Origin of the sequence: Pseudomonas sp. FeN3W, assembly GCA_030263805.2 — a bacterium.
In the GTDB taxonomy this organism is placed as follows: Bacteria; Pseudomonadota; Gammaproteobacteria; order Pseudomonadales; family Pseudomonadaceae; genus Stutzerimonas; species Stutzerimonas stutzeri_G.
Window position 1 is genome coordinate 567,509 of sequence record CP136010.1, and the last position, 16,640, is coordinate 584,148.

Sequence of the window (16,640 nt, forward strand, 5' to 3'; positions counted from 1 at the left end):
ATGTTCGGTCTGATCAAGACGTGGAAGGCCCTCGAGGCCAAGGGAATCATGGGCATCAACCGCCGCAACGCGGACTATGTGCTCAAGTACAACAAGCGCCACCTGTACCCGATCGTCGATGACAAGATCATCACCAAGGAGCGCGCCATCGAGGCCGGCATTCATGTGCCGGAGATGTACGGGATCATCGAGACCGAAAGGGACATCGACAAGCTCAAGGATATCGTCAAGGACCACACAGACTTCGTCGTCAAGCCGGCCCAGGGGGCCGGCGGCGACGGCATTCTGGTGATCGCCGACCGTTTCGAGGGCCGCTACAAGACCGTCTCGGGCAAGATCATGACCCACGAGGAGATCGAGCATCAGATCTCCAATATCCTCACCGGGCTGTACTCGCTGGGCGGCCATCGTGACCGCGCACTGATCGAATATCGCGTCACGCCCGACCCCATCTTCAAGAGCATCAGCTACGAAGGTGTGCCGGACATCCGCATCATCGTGCTGATGGGCTACCCGGTCATGGCGATGCTGCGCCTGCCGACCCGCCAATCGGGTGGCAAGGCCAACCTGCACCAGGGCGCCATCGGCGTCGGCGTGGATCTGGCTACCGGCATCACCCTGCGCGGTACCTGGCTGAACAACAAGATCACCAAACACCCGGACACCACCAACGCGGTGGACGGCGTTCAGCTGCCGAACTGGGACGGCTTCATGAAACTGGCCGCCGGCTGCTACGAGCTCTGCGAGCTCGGCTATATCGGCGTCGACATGGTGCTCGATCAGGAAAAGGGCCCGCTCATTCTCGAGCTGAACGCGCGCCCTGGCCTGAACATCCAGATCGCCAACGACTGCGGACTGACGCACCGGGCTCATGCCGTCGAGAACCGCCTGGCGGAACTCAAGGAGAAAGGCATCCAGGAAACGCCGGAGGAGCGGGTGAAGTTCTCCCAAGAGCTGTTCGGCCACGTCCCGCCCCACGCCTGAATGACGCAAGCCGGGCAGCCCGCGTATCCTCTCGGGCTGCCCCCTCATCGACTCGACCCATGCCCATCTGCACGCTGCACGCCCTGCCCTATCAGGCCGATCCCACCTATTGGTTCGAGCGCATCCACCATGCTTCTGGCGCGGTACTGCTCGATTCGGGCAGGCCGAAGGCCGAGCGTGGACGCTTCGACATTCTCAGCGCCTGGCCGCTGGCTGTGCACGAGCCACGCGACGATGAATCAGGACGTGATTTCTTCCAGCGCTTGCGCCAGGCGTTGCGCGAACTGGGCTCTGCCGACCTGCCCGAGGACTGCGAGCTGCCGTTTGCCGGCGGGCTGATCGGCCTGTTGAGCTACGACTTCGGTACCCGCCTCGAAACCCTGCCCCAGCGCGCCCTCGACGACAACGGTCTGCCACTGGCACGTTTCGGCCTTTATGGCTGGGCGCTGATCAGCGATCACCATCGGCAGACCAGCCAGTTAGTGTTTCACCCGACAACGACTTCCACCGAGCAGATGCGCCTGATCGCGCTGTTCAATTCAGCCACCGCCGCCAAAAGCGCTCCGTTCAGGCTGCACAGCCGTTTCACCGCCGATCTTTCTGTCGACACGTACCGGAACGGCATCGAGCGTATTCAGGCCTATATCCAGGCCGGTGACTGCTACCAGGTCAATTTCACTCAGCGTTTTCGTGCCGGCTGCTCGGGTGCCCCATGGAGCGCCTATCGCGCACTGCGAGAAGCCTGCCCAACGCCGTACGCCGGCTTCGTCGCACTGGAAGACGGCGCCATTGCCAGCCTCTCGCCGGAGCGCTTCCTGCGCCTGCAGCAGGGCCACGTGGAAACCCGCCCGATCAAAGGCACTCGACCACGCGGTGCGGATGAGCACAGCGACGCTGCACAAGCGCAAGCACTGCTCGCCAGCGACAAGGATCGCGCCGAGAACCTGATGATCGTCGACCTGCTGCGCAACGACCTCGGCCGTAGCTGCCGCGTCGGCAGCGTGCGCGTTCCGCAGCTGTTCGCACTGGAAAGCTATCCCAACGTGCACCACCTGGTGAGCTGCGTGACCGGCGAACTGGCCGATGAGCACGATGCGTTCGATCTGCTGGCCGGCAGCTTTCCCGGCGGCTCGATCACCGGAGCGCCGAAGATTCGTGCCATGCAGATCATCGACGAGCTGGAACCGACCCGGCGTGCAATCTATTGCGGATCGTTGCTGTACGTCGATGTCAGGGGGGAAATGGACAGCTCCATCGCCATTCGCACACTGCTCATCCGCGATGGACAAGCCAGCTGCTGGGGCGGCGGCGGCATCGTCGCCGACTCCGATTGGCAGGCGGAGTACCAGGAGTCGATCGACAAGGTGAGTGTTCTGCTGAGAACGCTGGAGGGGCTTTAAGCTGCAAGCTGCAAGCTGCAAGCTGCAAGCTGCAAGCTGCAAGCTGCAAGCTAATCAGTGTGCGGAGCGGCGCCCAAACGCCCGTCAAACTTTTACTTGCAGCTTATGGCTTGCGGCTTGCCGCTGCTTTCAGAGCGCCAACCTGCGATTCGATGCCTTGAGGAATTCCTGCTTCAGCTCGTCGAAGGTATGCACTGCCGGGAACTGCGGGAACTCGGCGATGACATTGTCCGGCGCATGGAACAGGATGCCGGCATGGGCTTCGCTGAGCATGGTGGTGTCGTTGTAGGAATCGCCCGCGGCGATCACGCGGTAGTACAGGCTCTTCAGCGCGATGACCGACTGGCGCTTGGGATCTTTCTGACGCAGCTGATAGTCGACCACGCGATCGTTTTCGTCAGTGATCAGGCGGTGGCAAAGCAGCGTCGGGAATCCCAGCTGGCGCATCAGCGGCTGCGAGAATTCGTAGAAGGTGTCGGACAGGATCACCACCTGGAAGCGCTCGCGCAGCCAGTCGACGAACTCCGCTGCACCTTCCAGCGGCTTCAACGTCGCAATCACCTTCTGGATGTCGGCGAGCTTCAGGCCGTGCTCATCCAGGATGCGCAGGCGCTGCTTCATCAGCACGTCGTAGTCGGGAATGTCCCGCGTGGTCGCCCGGAGCGATTCGATTCCGGTGGCCTCGGCAAAGGCGATCCAGATTTCCGGAACCAGCACACCTTCCAGGTCGAGACAGGCTATTTCCACGGGGCCACTCCTCAATGCAGAAAATTGAAGGCGGCACTCTAACGGCAGCTCGCCACTGAAGCAACGCAAGGCTTATACCCGAAGCAGCTGATCAGAGTACCTAAACGTTATTTAGCGGCATAAATGCCTTTTGCTACCATCCGCCGCCTCAGAGCGCCGAAGCGCCATTGCCATCTATAAGGAAGCCGCCCGATGAGCCCATCTATCGACGTCGCCGCATTGGCCACCGCCTACGCCGAGAAATCCCCGCAAGACGTTTTAAAGCTCGCCTTCGACCTGTTTGGCGATGACCTGTGGATTTCCTTCAGTGGCGCCGAAGACGTGGTGCTGCTGGACATGGCCTGGAAGTTGAACAAGAACGTCAAGGTGTTCACCCTTGATACCGGACGACTGCATAGCGAAACCTACCGGTTCATCGAACAGGTGCGTGAACATTACGGCATCGCAATCGAGATCATGACTCCGGACCCGGCATTACTGCAGCCGCTGGTAAACGAGAAAGGCCTGTTCAGTTTCTATCGTGACGGTCACGGCGAATGCTGTGGGATTCGCAAGATCGAACCGCTGCGCCGCAAGCTGTCCACCGTCCGCGCCTGGGCCACCGGGCAGCGCCGCGACCAGAGCCCCGGCACGCGCAGCCGGGTATCGGTGCTTGAACTGGATACGGCCTTCTCCACAGTGGAAAACGCCTTGTACAAGTTCAACCCGCTGGCGCAGATGACCAGCGAGGAAGTCTGGGGCTACATCCGCATGCTGGAAATTCCTTACAACAGCCTGCATGAGCGCGGTTTCATCAGCATTGGCTGCGAGCCCTGCACCCGCCCGGTTCTGCCCAACCAGCACGAGCGTGAAGGACGCTGGTGGTGGGAAGAAGCCACCCACAAGGAATGCGGGCTGCATGCCGGCAATCTGATCGCCAAGAACTGACGCTCAGCCAAGACCGGCAGCAAAGCAACGATAAAAGGACAGCAGGCTGGGCTCCCGGCCTGCTCTGCGTGACTCAATAAGTCGGCAGCTCCATACCGTCGAACAGCTCATCCAGCTCTGCCTTATTACGGCACTGGATCGCCTTCTCCAGCATGTCCCGATCCAGGTGCGGGGCAAACTGCTGGATGAAGTCGCACATGAAGCCACGCAGGAAGGTGCCGCGACGGAAGCCGATTTTGGTCACGCTGGATTCGAACAGCTCGCTGGCATCCAGTACCACCAGATCCGAGTCGAGCTTGGAATCCACAGCCATCCGCGCAACGATGCCGACGCCCAGCCCAAGCCGCACATAGGTCTTGATCACGTCGGCGTCGGCAGCGGTGAACACCACCTTCGGCGAAAGCCCGCGATGCCCGAACGCCTCGTCGAGCTTGGACCGACCGGTGAAGCCGAACACGTAGGTCACGATTGGATGCTCGGCGAGCGCTTCGAGCGTGAGCTTTTCGAGCTTTGCCAACGGATGCCCCTGAGGCACGATCACACAACGGTTCCAGCGATAGCAGGGCATCATCACCAGATCACCGAACAACTCCAGTCCTTCGGTGGCAATGGCGAAGTCGACGGTGCCGTCGGCGGCCATCTCGGCGATCTGCATCGGCGTACCCTGGTGCATGTGCAGGGAAACGTCAGGGTATTGCTTGATAAAGCTGCTAATGACCTGGGGCAACGCGTAGCGCGCCTGGGTATGGGTGGTGGCGATGCTCAGGGTTCCCTTCTTTTCATTGGAGAACTCCTGAGCGATCTGCTTGATGCTCTCGCATTTGCGCAGGATCTCGCCTGCCGTCGTGATGATGCGCTCCCCCGCTGGCGTGACACGGGTCAGATGCTTGCCGCTGCGGGCGAACACCTCGACGCCGAGCTCGTCTTCCAGCAGTCGGATCTGCTTGCTGATCCCGGGTTGCGAGGTGAACAGACTCTGCGCCGTTGCCGAAACGTTGAGGTCATGGTGCGCCACTTCCCAGATGTAACGCAGTTGTTGAAGCTTCATAGAAATCCCTCAAGGCAAAGGCACCACTGCGCCTGCCGCAACACTTATAACCTTATGAGCGACGCGCCAACGGATGATAGATGTTCCGCCTGGCGTTTGCTGTGCGACCTTTGGTCTGACTCGCCGCGACTGCCGTTGAGCTTAGCAGCGCGGCGAAAATCGGGCCCGGCGTTTGCTCAGCCGCCAGTGCGCTGCTCCAGAAAACGCAACAGGTGATACAACATCTCCGTCCTGGGCATCGAAACGCCAGCCTGCGCTGCGGCAGCGAGCGGTGCCGCATAGATCGCTTCAAGCTCCATCGGCCGGTTCTGAAAACGATCGTGATACATGCTGGGCAGGTAATCGGGCATACGCGCAGTGCCCATCAGCAGCTTTTCCGGAAAGTCCTCCGGCAGCGAACAGCCCAGCGCGTGCGCCGCCGTGCAGACCTCTTGCATGATCGCCTTGACCTGCGCGCGCGAGTGATCGCTACTGAGCAGTGACTCGGTGCCCGCGTCGAGCAACGCCGACAGCCCGTTGAACGGGACATTCCACACCAGCTTCATCCAGCGCGCCTGTGCCAGGCTGGGCATCGGCGATGAGTCCACGCCTGCCTGACGGAACATCTCGACCATCGCGTTCAGCAGCGCAAGTTGCGCCTGCTCGTCGCCGCTGGCAGGTCCCGAGTGGTAACCGAGATTCACCCCGCCCAGTGCCTGATGCTCCACCACGCCGGGCGCCGAGCGATGGGCACAGATCGCACACAAGCCACCGAGCAGATGTACGGTGTCAGGGAGGAATGGCCTGATGGCATCTTCCACCCCCAAACCGTTCTGCAGTACAACGACCTTGCAATCAGGAGCGGCCAGCTGCGCGATGATCGGCGCGAGTGCTTCATTGCTGGTGCTTTTGGCACCGACCAGCAACCAGTCGCACGCCGGCATCTTTGCCGCATCGCGATAGACCTGCGGCCGCTCCAACAACAACGATCCATGAACGGCACTGTTTACCTGTAGCCCGCGCTCGTGCACCGCGGCGTATTCGCTACGCAACAGAAAGTGCACATCGTAGCCGGCACGCGCCAGCATCAGCCCGTAAAAACCTCCGATGGCACCGGTGCCGATGATGCCGATACGTGGATTCGCTGCAGACATAAGCACTCCAGATCAAGGAACCGGCTGCGCTCGCCACGCCAACCGGTAAAAGATCGAACGATAGCAGCCCGACGGCGCGCATCACAGCGCCTCGCTCGGCATTGCGAAGAACGACAGACGGATCGCTTCAATACGCCATCAATCTCGTTGTCGAGTCCGGCCTTTAGCGCTAAGGTTCCGTTTCCCCGCTGCGCCCTCAGGCTGTGTTCCGCCGCACCGGGATCGCTGGCGGACGGCTCCCGTGATTCCTGACGAGTAACAAATGGCTGATTTACCAATCGACGACCTTAACGTTGCCTCCAACGTGACCCTCATCACGCCGGAGCAACTGAAGCGTGAAATTCCGCTGACCGCCTCGGCACTGCAGACCGTCTCCCACGGGCGCCAGGTGGTACGCGACATTCTCGACGGCAAGGATCACCGCCTGTTCATAGTGATCGGCCCTTGCTCCATTCACGACCTGAAGGCCGCCCATGAATACGCCGAGCGTCTCAAGGTGCTGGCAGAAAAGGTGTCCGACAGCCTCTTCCTCGTCATGCGGGTGTATTTCGAGAAACCACGCACCACCGTCGGCTGGAAAGGCCTGATCAACGATCCGTACATGGACGACTCGTTCAAGATCCAGGATGGCCTGCACATCGGCCGCAAGCTGCTGCTCGACCTTGCCGAGATGGGCCTGCCCACCGCGACCGAAGCGCTCGATCCGATTTCGCCGCAATACCTGCAGGACCTGATCAGCTGGTCGGCGATTGGCGCACGCACCACCGAATCCCAGACGCACCGCGAGATGGCCTCGGGCCTGTCCTCCGCAGTCGGCTTCAAGAACGGCACCGACGGCAGCCTGACCGTGGCCATCAACGCCCTGCAATCGGTTTCCAGTCCACACCGCTTCCTCGGTATCAACCAGTCCGGCGGCGTCTCCATCGTCACCACCAAGGGCAACAACTACGGCCATGTGGTCCTGCGCGGTGGCAACGGCAAGCCCAACTACGACTCGGTCAGCGTCGCGCTGTGCGAGCAGGAGCTGAACAAAGCGGGCATCCGCCCCAATGTGATGATCGACTGCAGCCACGCGAACTCCAACAAGGATCCGGCCCTGCAGCCGCTGGTGATGGACAACGTCGCCAACCAGATTCTGGAAGGCAACAACTCCATCGTCGGCCTGATGGTGGAAAGTCACCTTGGCTGGGGTAACCAGTCCATTCCGAAGGATCTGAGTGATCTCAAGTACGGCGTATCGATCACCGATGCCTGTATCGACTGGGAAACCACCGAGAAAGCGGTGATGAGCATGCACGACAAGCTCAAGGATGTACTGCCAAGACGGCAGCGCGACTGAAATGAAAAACGCCGGTCTCCCGGCGTTTTTTTATGGGTTCGGTTCCACCCTGTCCGAGGTCGGTCGATTACGCTCGATGTAGCGTTCGACATAGGAACAAGACGGAATCACCTGATACCCCTCGCGCTCGGCATATTCGAGCGCGTGCTGCGTCAGCACAGCGGCGATGCCTCGCCCACGCAGCGCATCCGGCACGAAGGTCCGGTACATGTCCAGAGTCTTCTTGCCCAGATCCATATAGGCCAGATAGGCACAATGACCGTCGATCACGGCCTCGAAGCGATGACCAGCCAGGTCATGGTGAACACGCACCGTATCGCTCATTTTGACTCCTCAGCAGGATTGCCCTGTCTTCTTGTTCTCGATCAGGCTGCGGTTCATGACGAGGAACTGGCAGCCGAAACATACACAGGTGTCTTTTCTACCTGTTTCGCATCCGTTCGAACAGCCTCAGTTGATCAATATTTGTGCGCGACAGAGAAGGAACTTTCGACCAGACAGAAGATCAGGCAACTATGAGTGCATGTATTCCCAGCGGACACTGGATGTTTTTTATCCAACTTGCGCAAAGGGGCGGTAAAGCAAAGGCCATTTGAAAAAAAACCTGTGGCTCCGAGGCCCGCTCCGTTTACTTAAGCTAAGTTCTAGGTAGTATGTGCGCGCAAACTTTCCATAACGGAAGTTGCTTATGGATTTCCACCTTAAGGGGAACAAGATGAACAACGTTCTGAAATTCTCTGCTCTGGCTCTGGCCGCAGTTCTGGCTACCGGTTGCAGCAACAGCATGACCAAAGAAAGCGAAGCTCGCCTGACCGCGACCGAGGACGCCGCTGCCCGCGCCCAGGCTCGCGCTGACGAAGCGTACAGCAAGGCCGACGAAGCTCTGGCCGCCGCTCAGAAGGCTCAGCAGACCGCTGACGAAGCCAACGAGCGTGCTCTGCGTATGCTGGAACGCGCCAGCCGCAAGTAAGACTTGTAGAAATAAAAAAGCCGACCTTCGAGGTCGGCTTTTTTTATGCATTGAGATCAGTAGTCAAAACAACTGGTCTTCCTGAACGGCCACTTCCGTACGTTGTTCGGCAATCTGGATCGGCAGGCCGTCCTCGCCAGCGATGATCTCGCGCACCATTTCCCAGTCAAGATGCAGCTTGCCTGCAGCATCGTCACGTTTGAGTAACGTATTGATCACAACCGCATGCTTGTCCATCAAGGTGAGCGTTTGCTGATCGCCCTCCTCCAGCGGCGCGTGGGCTTCGAGATAAACCTTGCCTTCGCTCACGCCGAATTTGTAGGGCTCATCGATGATGCGTACCGGCGTACCCACCTTCACCATCTTCGCCAGCTCCAGCACATTGTGGTTGAGCATGCGGAAGCAGCCATGACTGACGCGCATGCCGATACCGAACTTCTTGTTCGAGCCGTGAATCAGGTAGCCGGGCAGCGACAGCGTCATCTTGAACGGCCCCAGCGGGTTATCCGGCCCCGGCGGCACCACTCTCGGCAGCGGATCGCCATCGGCGGCGTGCTCATCGCGAATCGACTGCGGCGGATACCAGGCGGGGTTGCTGGTCATCGCGGAAATACGCGCATTGCCGACCGGCGAGCCCCAGCCCTCGCGGCCGATACCGAGGGGGAAGGTGTGCACGACGTTCTGCCCTTCCGGATAGTAGTAAAGGCGGTATTCGGCAATGTTGATCACCACGCCTTCGCGCGGGCCTGGTGGCAGAATGAAACGGGTCGGCAGAATGATGTCCGTGCCCTCGCCTGGCAGCCAGGGATCGACACCCGGGTTGGCCGCTACCAGCTCCAGATAGCCGAGGTCATGGGATTCACCGATGGCCGCGAAGGTGTCTTCGTACTTGGCCTTGATGACCTGGATCTGACCGACGATGTCGTCGCCCTCGGGCGGTAACGGCAGCTCGAGCGCCGCGCTGGTACCTGCTGAAAGCAAAGCAGCGAGTGACAAACAGGAGGCGACTGCAAACGCGCGCGAGAGCATTCAGAGAATCCTTGAGAACTTGGCTGATGGAATGGTGCGATTGTACGTGAACCGGGCGAAACGTGAGCTACCAGGCAGCGGTGGCAGACGGAAGGCCCTTGCGTCGGGCCTCCAGCAATTGCCTGCAGCTCGGACACAGCTGTCGGTCCTTCAGCGTGGCTCGCTCGAGTTCCCTCCAGCGAGGCTGCGCAGGCAGCAGACCGCCACAGAGGGTACGGTCCGCATTGCCGCTCAGCTCAAGCTGACGCAACGCCAGGTGCAGTCGATTTTCGCGGCAGGCGAACATATCGTACTGTTCGTCCGGCACGATGATCCGATAAGCGTAAAGGGTCCTGGCTGAGCGCGACATCTGAGGCTCCAATCGAGGGCGCGACAGTAGCTGCGCGCACGCCTCAAAGCAAGGGTTCGAGCACCGGCCAGACGGTATCCAGCAGCTGGGTCTGCGCTTCAGCGGTCGGATGAATGCCATCGGCCTGCATCATCCCCGCGACACCTCCAACCCCCTCCAACAGAAAAGGCACATAAGACACCGGTTTCTCCGCTGCCAGCGAGTCGAACGCCTCGGCAAACGCACGGGTATAACGCTGCCCGAGATTGGGCGGCATGCGCATTCCAAGCAGCAGGACTTCAGCACCGGCTTTTCGGCTACGATCGATCATCTCGGCAAGATTCTGTTTCAATTGCGCCGGCGACTGCCCACGCAGGCCATCGTTGCCTCCCAACTCGAGAATCACCACTTCGGGCGCATGCTCCTCGAGTAGCGGATCAAGCCGCGCGAGCCCGCCAGCCGTGGTGTCGCCACTGATCGAGGCGTTCACTACGCGCCACGAATCATCCGCCTCGACCAGGCGTTCCTGCAGCAGATGCACCCAGCCCTGGCTGGTTTCCAGCCCGAAAGCCGCGCTGATACTATCGCCGACCACCAGTACGGTTCCGGCCAGGGCTCCCTGAGTCCAGCACAGCAGCGCCAGAGCCCCGCATTTCAGCCACTTTCGCATCGGATCCCCTCATGAGCGGCAACATTCTCGACGCCCGGAACCTTAACAAAGTGGTACCCAGCGCGGAAGGCGAGCTGAGCATCCTGGCCGACCTTTCACTGCAGCTGGCCAAGGGCGACAGCCTCGCCATCGTCGGCACCTCCGGCTCCGGAAAGTCCACCCTGCTTGGCCTGCTCGCCGGACTGGATCTGCCGAGTTCCGGAGAGGTGCACCTGGCGGGCCACGCACTGGCCGCACTCGATGAGGATCAGCGCGCGCGCGTACGCGCCGAACACGTCGGTTTCGTCTTCCAGTCGTTCCAGTTGCTGGACAGCCTGAACGCACTGGAGAACGTCATGCTGCCCCTAGAGCTGGATGGTCGCCGCGATGCCCGCGAGCGCGCCACCGAACTGCTCGGCCGCGTCGGTCTTGGCGAGCGCCTGCACCACTACCCACGCCAGCTTTCGGGTGGCGAGCAACAGCGAGTTGCGTTGGCCCGTGCCTTCGCTGCCGAGCCGGACGTACTGTTTGCCGATGAGCCCACCGGCAACCTCGACACCCATACCGGTGCGCACATCACCGAGCTGCTTTTCGAACTCAATCGCGAGCGCGGCACCACGCTCGTGCTGGTGACCCACGACGAGCGCCTGGCCAAACGTTGCCACCGCATGATTCGCCTCGAGGGCGGTCGGCAGATCGCTGCCGAGGCGGCCGAATGATGCGCATGCCCAAGGCCCGCCTGTTCGCCCTGGCCTACCGTCAATTGTTGCGCGACGCTCGCGCCGGTGAGCTGCGCGTGCTGTTCTTCGCGCTGGTCATCGCCGTGGCCGCCAGTACCGCGATCGGCTATTTCGGCGCACGCCTGAACGGCGCCATGCTGCTGCGCGCCAGCGAATTCCTGGGCGCCGACCTGGTGTTGAGCGGCAGCGCGCCGGCGGCGCCAGCGCAGATCGAAGCGGGCACGGCGCAAGGCCTCGCGCATGCACAGGTCGTCGAGTTCTCCAGCGTCATCGCGACCGATGAGGATTTGCAGCTTGCCAGCGTCAAGGCCGCCGGCAATGGTTATCCGTTGCGGGGTACCCTGCGCAGCGCTGCGCAGCCCTATGAAACCGAGCAGCCCGGCGGCGCTCCCGCACCTGGCGAAGCCTGGGCCGAGGCGCGCCTGTTTGCGGCCCTCGATCTGGAAATAGGCGACAGCATCGAGGTCGGCAGCAAGTCGCTGCGCCTGACCCGTGTACTGACCTATGAGCCGGACCGGGTTGGCGACTTCTACAGCCTGACGCCTCGGGTGTTGATGCACCTGGACGACCTGGCCGCGACCGGTGTCGTGCAACCCGGCAGCCGCGTCCGTTACGGCGAACTGTGGCGAGGTGAAAGCGCTGCACTAGCTGCCTACCAGCAGTCACTGCAAGGCGACCTGCAAGCGCACCAGCGCATCGAAACGGCCAACGACAGCAATCGACAGATCGGCGGTGCCCTTGGCCGCGCCGAACGCTATCTGAACCTGGCGAGTCTTGCCGCCATCCTGCTGGCCGGGGTGGCGGTCGCGCTCTCCGCCGCACGCTTCGCTACGCGCCGCTTCGACGCCAGCGCACTGTTGCGCTGCCTCGGCCTGTCGCGTCACGACGCCCTGCTGCTCTACACCCTGCAACTGGGCATGCTCGGCCTGCTGGCGAGCATCGCCGGTGCGTTGCTCGGCTGGGGCGCGCAGCACGGATTGTTCTTCCTGCTGCGCGATCTGCTCGCCCAGGAAATACCCCCTGGCGGCATCTGGCCGGCATCAGCAGGCATCGCTACCGGGCTGGTGGCCCTGGCGGGCTTTGCCCTGCCGCCGCTGGCGGGACTGGGCCGCGTGCCCCCGCTGCGTGTGCTGCGCCGCGACATGCTGCCGGTACCGCCAAGCGCCTGGCTGGTCTATGGCACCGCGATTTTCGCCCTCGGCCTGATCATGTGGCGGTTGAGCCTGGATCTGAAGATCACACTGGCATTGCTCGGCGGCGGCCTGCTCGCCACGCTGCTGCTCGGCGGTCTGCTTCTGCTTGGGCTCACAGCCATGCGCCGCCTGCTCGCAGGTGCGTCGCTGAGCTGGCGCCTGGGCCTCGGCCAGTTGCTGCGCCATCCACTGGCTGCGGCCGGGCAGGCCCTTGCCTTCGGCCTGATCCTGCTGGCCATGGCGCTTATCGCGCTGCTGCGTGGCGAGCTGCTCGATACCTGGCAGGACCAGCTGCCGGACAACGCACCGAATCATTTCGTGCTCAACGTCCTGCCGGCGGAAAAGGATGCCTTTGCCGAGCGCATCGCGACCCTCTCGGAGCATGCCGCGCCGCTGTATCCGGTCGTGCCAGGACGCCTGATCGCGATCAACGGCGAGCCGGTGCGCCAGCTGGTCAGCAAGGAATCCCAGGGTGAGCGCGCCATCCGCCGCGACCTGAGCCTGACCTGGGCCGCCGAACTACCGAAGGACAATCACCTCGTCGCGGGCAACTGGTGGGGCGATCAGGGCGACGCGGACATTCCCGGGGTATCCGTCGAGGCGGAACTTGCGGAAAGTCTGCAATTGCAGCTGGGTGATCGGCTGTCCTTCACCATCGGCGGGCTGACCCGCGACGCCAGCGTCACCAGCCTGCGCGAGGTCAACTGGGACAGCTTCCAACCCAACTTCTACATGATCTTCGAACCGGACACTCTCCAGGGCATGCCGGCCACCTATATGACCAGCTTCCACCTGCCGCCCGGCAAGGAACGCGAACTGGTGGAGCTGGCCCGCGCGTTTCCTTCGGTCACGCTGCTGCAGGTCGAGGCGCTGCTGGCTCAGTTGCGCAGCATCCTTGCGCAGGTGTCGCTGGCGGTGGAATACGTACTGTTGTTCGTGCTGGCGGCCGGGCTGGCGGTTCTGTTCGCCGGGCTGCAAGCGACACTCGACGAGCGCATCCGACAGGGCGCCTTGCTCAGGGCGCTCGGTGCGGAGCGCAGATTGCTGCTTCGTGCGCGCCGGGCCGAGTTCGGCCTGCTGGGCGCGGCCAGCGGCCTGCTCGCCGCGCTCGGCTGCGAGCTGGTCAGTGCCCTGCTCTACCACTACGCATTCGATCTGCGCTGGCAGCCGCACCCGTGGCTGCTGGTACTTCCGTTGATCGGCGCGTTGCTGGTCGGTGGCGCCGGGCTGATCGGCACTCGCCGTGCGCTGAATGCGAGCCCGCTGGCCGTACTGCGCGAGAGTTGAAGCGCTACAATCGCCGACTTTTCAGCGAGGACGGAACTCCATGAGTCGCTATCGCCCACCCCGCCCGGCCGGCACGCCTCTGATCACGCCCGAAGGCGAGGCTCGGCTGCGTGCCGAGCTGCACGAGCTGTGGCACGTCAAGCGCCCGCAGGTGACCCAATCGGTGAGCGAAGCGGCGGCGCAAGGTGATCGTTCGGAGAACGCGGAATACACCTACGGCAAGAAGATGCTGCGAGAAATCGACAGTCGCGTGCGGTTCCTGACCAAGCGGCTGGAGAAGCTCAAGGTCGTCGGCGACCGGCCCAGCGATCCGAACAAGGTGTATTTCGGCGCCTGGGTGACCCTGGAGGATGAGGAGGGTGAGGAAGCGCGTTACCGGATCGTCGGCCCGGACGAACTGGACCTGCGCCAAGGCCTGATCAGCATCGACTCCCCCCTGGCGCGGGCGCTGGTGGGCAAAAGCCTGGATGCCGAAGTCCAGGTGCAAACCCCGACCGGGATGAAGCTCTGGTACGTGGTCGCTATCGAATATAAGTGACCACCGGGTCAACAACAGACGAACAAGTCACAATTTTCGCCGATAACGCTGAGTTCTGAAGTTAAACGTCGGCTAAAAAACAGCAACCATCACTTTCCTACCCAGGCGCCGTTTCGCTCGGTAACAATGCTTGTACGCCGCACAGATATCACCGCGATATCACCTCCTCCCGTAATTACCCGACTAGAGCGGGCGCGCCCCGGCTCGGTACTTATGGCACGAATGCTGCGCTCGTCAGCGCGCAGTACGCGCCATGCGCGGTGAACGGCAAGGGATTGTCCACAGCCCGATTCACATTCGAAGAGTGCGTCCATGAACAACAACAAAACCTTGCTCGCTCTCTGTCTCGGTAGCGCCGTGGCGCTTGCCGGTCAGGCTCATGCTGCTACTGGCAGCGGCTACACCGCTACGAAGTACCCGATCGTGCTCGCCCACGGCATGCTCGGCTTCGACAGCTTGCTGGGCATCGATTACTGGTACGGCATTCCCAGCGCGCTGCGCCGCGACGGTGCCCAGGTCTATGTCACCGAAGTCAGCCAGCTCAATACCTCTGAATTACGCGGCGAGGAACTGCTTGCGCAGGTCGAGGAAATCGTCGCCATCAGCGGCAAGCCCAAGGTCAACCTGGTCGGCCACAGCCACGGTGGCCCGACCGTGCGTTATGTAGCCGGTGTCAGGCCGGATCTGATCGCCTCGGTAACCAGCGTGGGCGCGCCCCACAAGGGTTCGGACGTGGCCGATCTGATCCGCAAGATTCCCGAAGGCTCCTCCGGCGAGGCGATCATTGCCGGGCTGGTGAACGCCATGGGCAGCTTCATCAATTTCGTCTCCGGCAGCTCCAGCACGGCCCCACAGAACTCCCTCGGCTCGCTGGAATCGCTCAACAGCGAAGGCGCAGCGCGCTTCAACGCCAAGTTCCCACAAGGTATCCCCACCACCGCTTGCGGCGAAGGCGCCTACAAGGTCAATGGCGTGCGCTACTACTCCTGGAGCGGCACCAGTCCGCTGACCAACCCACTGGATATCAGCGACGCCATGATGGGCGCCGGAGCCCTGGCATTCAGCGGGCCCAACGATGGACTGGTCGGGCGCTGCAGCTCGCACCTGGGCATGGTGATCCGCGATAACTACCGGATGAATCACCTGGACGAGGTCAATCAGTTCATGGGGCTGACCAGCCTGTTCGAAACCGATCCGGTCAGCGTCTATCGCCAACATGCGAACCGCCTGAAGAACGCAGGCCTTTGAGGCGCGACACATCGTGAACCAGGCCGGGATCGTCGATCCCGGCCGCTATCACCGAGCACCCCATGAGCAAATACATAATCCTTCTGGTGCTGGCCGTGGCGCTAAGCCTGACCATCATGCAAAGCCGATCGACCCCCAGCCCGGCTGCGGTAGCCGAACTGCCGTCGCTCGCACCGCCCGCTACCGCTGTCCCCGCACAGCCCCGTAAGCCGCAGAAGCTCCAACCGGCACCGCAAGGTACGCCGCAGTTGCCGACTTCGTTCAAGGGCACCCAGGTCGATGGCCAGTTCCGCCTGGATCAAGGCGGCAATCTGATCATCGGCGCCGAGCTTCGGCATCTGTTCGATTACTTTCTCGCTGCAGCTGGAGAGGAGCCGCTGAAAAACAGTATCGAGCGTTTGCGCCGATACATCGCCACCGAGCTGCCGGAGCCGGCCCGGAGTCAAGCATCAGCAGTACTCAACCAATATCTCAACTACAAGCGACAACTACTTGATTTTGAAGAAACTTATGCGCGAAGCACGGATCTATCAGCGCTGCGTCAGCGCTTGAGTGCCGTGCAAGCTTTGCGCGCACGCGTGCTGGAGCCGGCTGTCCACCAGGCGTTCTTCGCCCTGGGCGAGGCCTATGATCGCTTCAGCCTGGAGCGCCTGGCCATTCAAGCCGACTCCGCGCTGGACAGCGACGCCAAGGGCCGAGCCATCGACCGGTTGCGTGCCGGGTTGCCCGGCGACCTGCAAGAGCTGCTCGTACCGCAGCTGCAAAGCGAGCTACGAGAGCAAAGTGCCGTACTGCAGGCTCAGGGCGCCGATGCGCAGCAGCTCCGCCAGCTACGCCAGCAGTTGGTGGGCAGCGAGGCAGCCAACCGACTCGAAGCACTGGATAGACAGCGCGAGCAGTGGCAGCAGCGAGTCTCTGCCTATCGGAGGGAACGTCAGCGTATCGAAACCACTCGCGGCCTGGACGCTGTCGAGCGCCGCAGCGCTATCGAGCGACTGGAAGCCGAGCAGTTCGACGAGGGCGAACGCTTGCGGCTTGTCGCTGCCTTTCAGCAGCAGGAAGTGGAGGAGCGCTGAAAGC

Annotated in this window: 17 protein-coding genes; 10 read left to right on the forward strand and 7 right to left on the reverse strand. The window is 62.1% G+C overall.

Going from position 1 to position 16,640, the window contains the following annotated elements; all coding sequences use genetic code 11:
• The gene (locus P5704_002570) at positions 1-984 is read left to right on the forward strand and encodes an alpha-L-glutamate ligase-like protein (GenBank protein ID WOF79406.1); all 984 of its coding nucleotides are present in this window, start codon (positions 1-3) and stop codon (positions 982-984) included.
• A gap of 59 nt (positions 985-1,043) precedes the next feature.
• Entirely contained in the window at positions 1,044-2,384 is a 1,341-nt protein-coding gene (gene pabB / locus P5704_002575; protein ID WOF79407.1) for an aminodeoxychorismate synthase component I, read from the forward strand.
• Between the two features lie 129 nt (positions 2,385-2,513).
• On the opposite strand, the gene thrH is transcribed toward pabB, so the two are convergent.
• Complete coding sequence (thrH, locus tag P5704_002580; protein ID WOF79408.1) at positions 2,514-3,131, reverse strand: bifunctional phosphoserine phosphatase/homoserine phosphotransferase ThrH; 618 nt, start codon at positions 3,129-3,131, stop codon at positions 2,514-2,516.
• Positions 3,132-3,323: 192 nt separating this feature from the next.
• Here thrH and P5704_002585 point away from each other — a divergent pair, with 192 nt between their 5' ends.
• Positions 3,324-4,058 carry a phosphoadenylyl-sulfate reductase gene (locus P5704_002585; GenBank protein WOF79409.1) on the forward strand — a complete coding sequence of 245 codons (735 nt, stop codon included), beginning with the start codon at positions 3,324-3,326 and terminating at the stop codon, positions 4,056-4,058.
• A 73-nt stretch (positions 4,059-4,131) separates the two neighbouring features.
• On the opposite strand, the gene cysB is transcribed toward P5704_002585, so the two are convergent.
• Both cysB and P5704_002595 read right to left on the reverse strand, forming a co-directional pair.
• The gene (gene cysB, locus P5704_002590) at positions 4,132-5,106 is read right to left on the reverse strand and encodes an HTH-type transcriptional regulator CysB (protein ID WOF79410.1); all 975 of its coding nucleotides are present in this window, start codon (positions 5,104-5,106) and stop codon (positions 4,132-4,134) included.
• Positions 5,107-5,282: 176 nt separating this feature from the next.
• Positions 5,283-6,239 carry a putative 2-dehydropantoate 2-reductase gene (locus P5704_002595; GenBank protein ID WOF79411.1) on the reverse strand — a complete coding sequence of 319 codons (957 nt, stop codon included), beginning with the start codon at positions 6,237-6,239 and terminating at the stop codon, positions 5,283-5,285.
• Between the two features lie 262 nt (positions 6,240-6,501).
• Here P5704_002595 and P5704_002600 point away from each other — a divergent pair, with 262 nt between their 5' ends.
• Positions 6,502-7,578 carry a 3-deoxy-7-phosphoheptulonate synthase gene (locus tag P5704_002600; protein ID WOF79412.1) on the forward strand — a complete coding sequence of 359 codons (1,077 nt, stop codon included), beginning with the start codon at positions 6,502-6,504 and terminating at the stop codon, positions 7,576-7,578.
• 30 nt (positions 7,579-7,608) lie between these two features.
• Here the strand turns inward: P5704_002600 and P5704_002605 are convergent, their stop codons facing one another.
• Positions 7,609-7,902 (reverse strand): GNAT family N-acetyltransferase, encoded by a 294-nt coding sequence (locus P5704_002605; GenBank protein ID WOF79413.1) that lies wholly within the window; start codon positions 7,900-7,902, stop codon positions 7,609-7,611.
• A gap of 391 nt (positions 7,903-8,293) precedes the next feature.
• Between P5704_002605 and P5704_002610 the strand changes: the two genes are divergently transcribed.
• Complete coding sequence (locus P5704_002610; protein ID WOF79414.1) at positions 8,294-8,548, forward strand: Lpp/OprI family alanine-zipper lipoprotein; 255 nt, start codon at positions 8,294-8,296, stop codon at positions 8,546-8,548.
• 63 nt (positions 8,549-8,611) lie between these two features.
• On the opposite strand, the gene P5704_002615 is transcribed toward P5704_002610, so the two are convergent.
• From P5704_002615 to P5704_002625, 3 genes are all read right to left on the reverse strand, one after another.
• Entirely contained in the window at positions 8,612-9,577 is a 966-nt protein-coding gene (locus P5704_002615) for a L,D-transpeptidase family protein (GenBank protein ID WOF79415.1), read from the reverse strand.
• Positions 9,578-9,644: 67 nt separating this feature from the next.
• Complete coding sequence (locus P5704_002620; GenBank protein WOF79416.1) at positions 9,645-9,926, reverse strand: hypothetical protein; 282 nt, start codon at positions 9,924-9,926, stop codon at positions 9,645-9,647.
• A gap of 43 nt (positions 9,927-9,969) precedes the next feature.
• A complete protein-coding gene (locus P5704_002625; protein WOF79417.1) occupies positions 9,970-10,575 on the reverse strand; it encodes an arylesterase in 606 nt (201 codons plus the stop codon).
• A gap of 11 nt (positions 10,576-10,586) precedes the next feature.
• On the opposite strand from P5704_002625, the gene P5704_002630 reads away from it, so the two are divergent.
• From P5704_002630 to P5704_002650, 5 genes are all read left to right on the forward strand, one after another.
• Positions 10,587-11,273: an ABC transporter ATP-binding protein gene (locus P5704_002630; protein WOF79418.1), complete on the forward strand. Its 687-nt coding sequence runs from the start codon at positions 10,587-10,589 to the stop codon at positions 11,271-11,273.
• Entirely contained in the window at positions 11,270-13,774 is a 2,505-nt protein-coding gene (locus P5704_002635; protein ID WOF79419.1) for an FtsX-like permease family protein, read from the forward strand. Before P5704_002630 ends, P5704_002635 begins: the two co-directional genes overlap by 4 nt.
• A 40-nt stretch (positions 13,775-13,814) precedes the next feature.
• A complete protein-coding gene (gene greB / locus P5704_002640) occupies positions 13,815-14,312 on the forward strand; it encodes a transcription elongation factor GreB (protein WOF79420.1) in 498 nt (165 codons plus the stop codon).
• Positions 14,313-14,624: 312 nt separating this feature from the next.
• Positions 14,625-15,560 (forward strand): triacylglycerol lipase, encoded by a 936-nt coding sequence (locus P5704_002645; protein WOF79421.1) that lies wholly within the window; start codon positions 14,625-14,627, stop codon positions 15,558-15,560.
• Between the two features lie 62 nt (positions 15,561-15,622).
• Positions 15,623-16,636, forward strand: coding sequence for a lipase secretion chaperone (locus tag P5704_002650; GenBank protein WOF79422.1), 1,014 nt, complete (start codon positions 15,623-15,625; stop codon positions 16,634-16,636).
• Positions 16,637-16,640 lie beyond the last annotated feature (4 nt).

Excerpts from the sequence above, each read along its gene's own strand:
- P5704_002625 (WOF79417.1), bottom strand. The coding sequence starts at position 10,575 with ATGCGAAAGTGGCTGAAATGCGGGGCTCTGGCGCTGCTGTGCTGGACT.
- cysB (WOF79410.1), bottom strand. The coding sequence starts at position 5,106 with ATGAAGCTTCAACAACTGCGTTACATCTGGGAAGTGGCGCACCATGAC.
- P5704_002585 (WOF79409.1), top strand. The coding sequence starts at position 3,324 with ATGAGCCCATCTATCGACGTCGCCGCATTGGCCACCGCCTACGCCGAG.
- P5704_002615 (WOF79415.1), bottom strand. The coding sequence starts at position 9,577 with ATGCTCTCGCGCGCGTTTGCAGTCGCCTCCTGTTTGTCACTCGCTGCT.
- P5704_002650 (WOF79422.1), top strand. The coding sequence starts at position 15,623 with ATGAGCAAATACATAATCCTTCTGGTGCTGGCCGTGGCGCTAAGCCTG.
- P5704_002610 (WOF79414.1), top strand. The coding sequence starts at position 8,294 with ATGAACAACGTTCTGAAATTCTCTGCTCTGGCTCTGGCCGCAGTTCTG.
- P5704_002605 (WOF79413.1), bottom strand. The coding sequence starts at position 7,902 with ATGAGCGATACGGTGCGTGTTCACCATGACCTGGCTGGTCATCGCTTC.
- P5704_002635 (WOF79419.1), top strand. The coding sequence starts at position 11,270 with ATGATGCGCATGCCCAAGGCCCGCCTGTTCGCCCTGGCCTACCGTCAA.
- P5704_002570 (WOF79406.1), top strand. The coding sequence starts at position 1 with ATGTTCGGTCTGATCAAGACGTGGAAGGCCCTCGAGGCCAAGGGAATC.
- greB (WOF79420.1), top strand. The coding sequence starts at position 13,815 with ATGAGTCGCTATCGCCCACCCCGCCCGGCCGGCACGCCTCTGATCACG.
- P5704_002645 (WOF79421.1), top strand. The coding sequence starts at position 14,625 with ATGAACAACAACAAAACCTTGCTCGCTCTCTGTCTCGGTAGCGCCGTG.
- P5704_002620 (WOF79416.1), bottom strand. The coding sequence starts at position 9,926 with ATGTCGCGCTCAGCCAGGACCCTTTACGCTTATCGGATCATCGTGCCG.
- pabB (WOF79407.1), top strand. The coding sequence starts at position 1,044 with ATGCCCATCTGCACGCTGCACGCCCTGCCCTATCAGGCCGATCCCACC.
- P5704_002600 (WOF79412.1), top strand. The coding sequence starts at position 6,502 with ATGGCTGATTTACCAATCGACGACCTTAACGTTGCCTCCAACGTGACC.
- P5704_002630 (WOF79418.1), top strand. The coding sequence starts at position 10,587 with ATGAGCGGCAACATTCTCGACGCCCGGAACCTTAACAAAGTGGTACCC.
- P5704_002595 (WOF79411.1), bottom strand. The coding sequence starts at position 6,239 with ATGTCTGCAGCGAATCCACGTATCGGCATCATCGGCACCGGTGCCATC.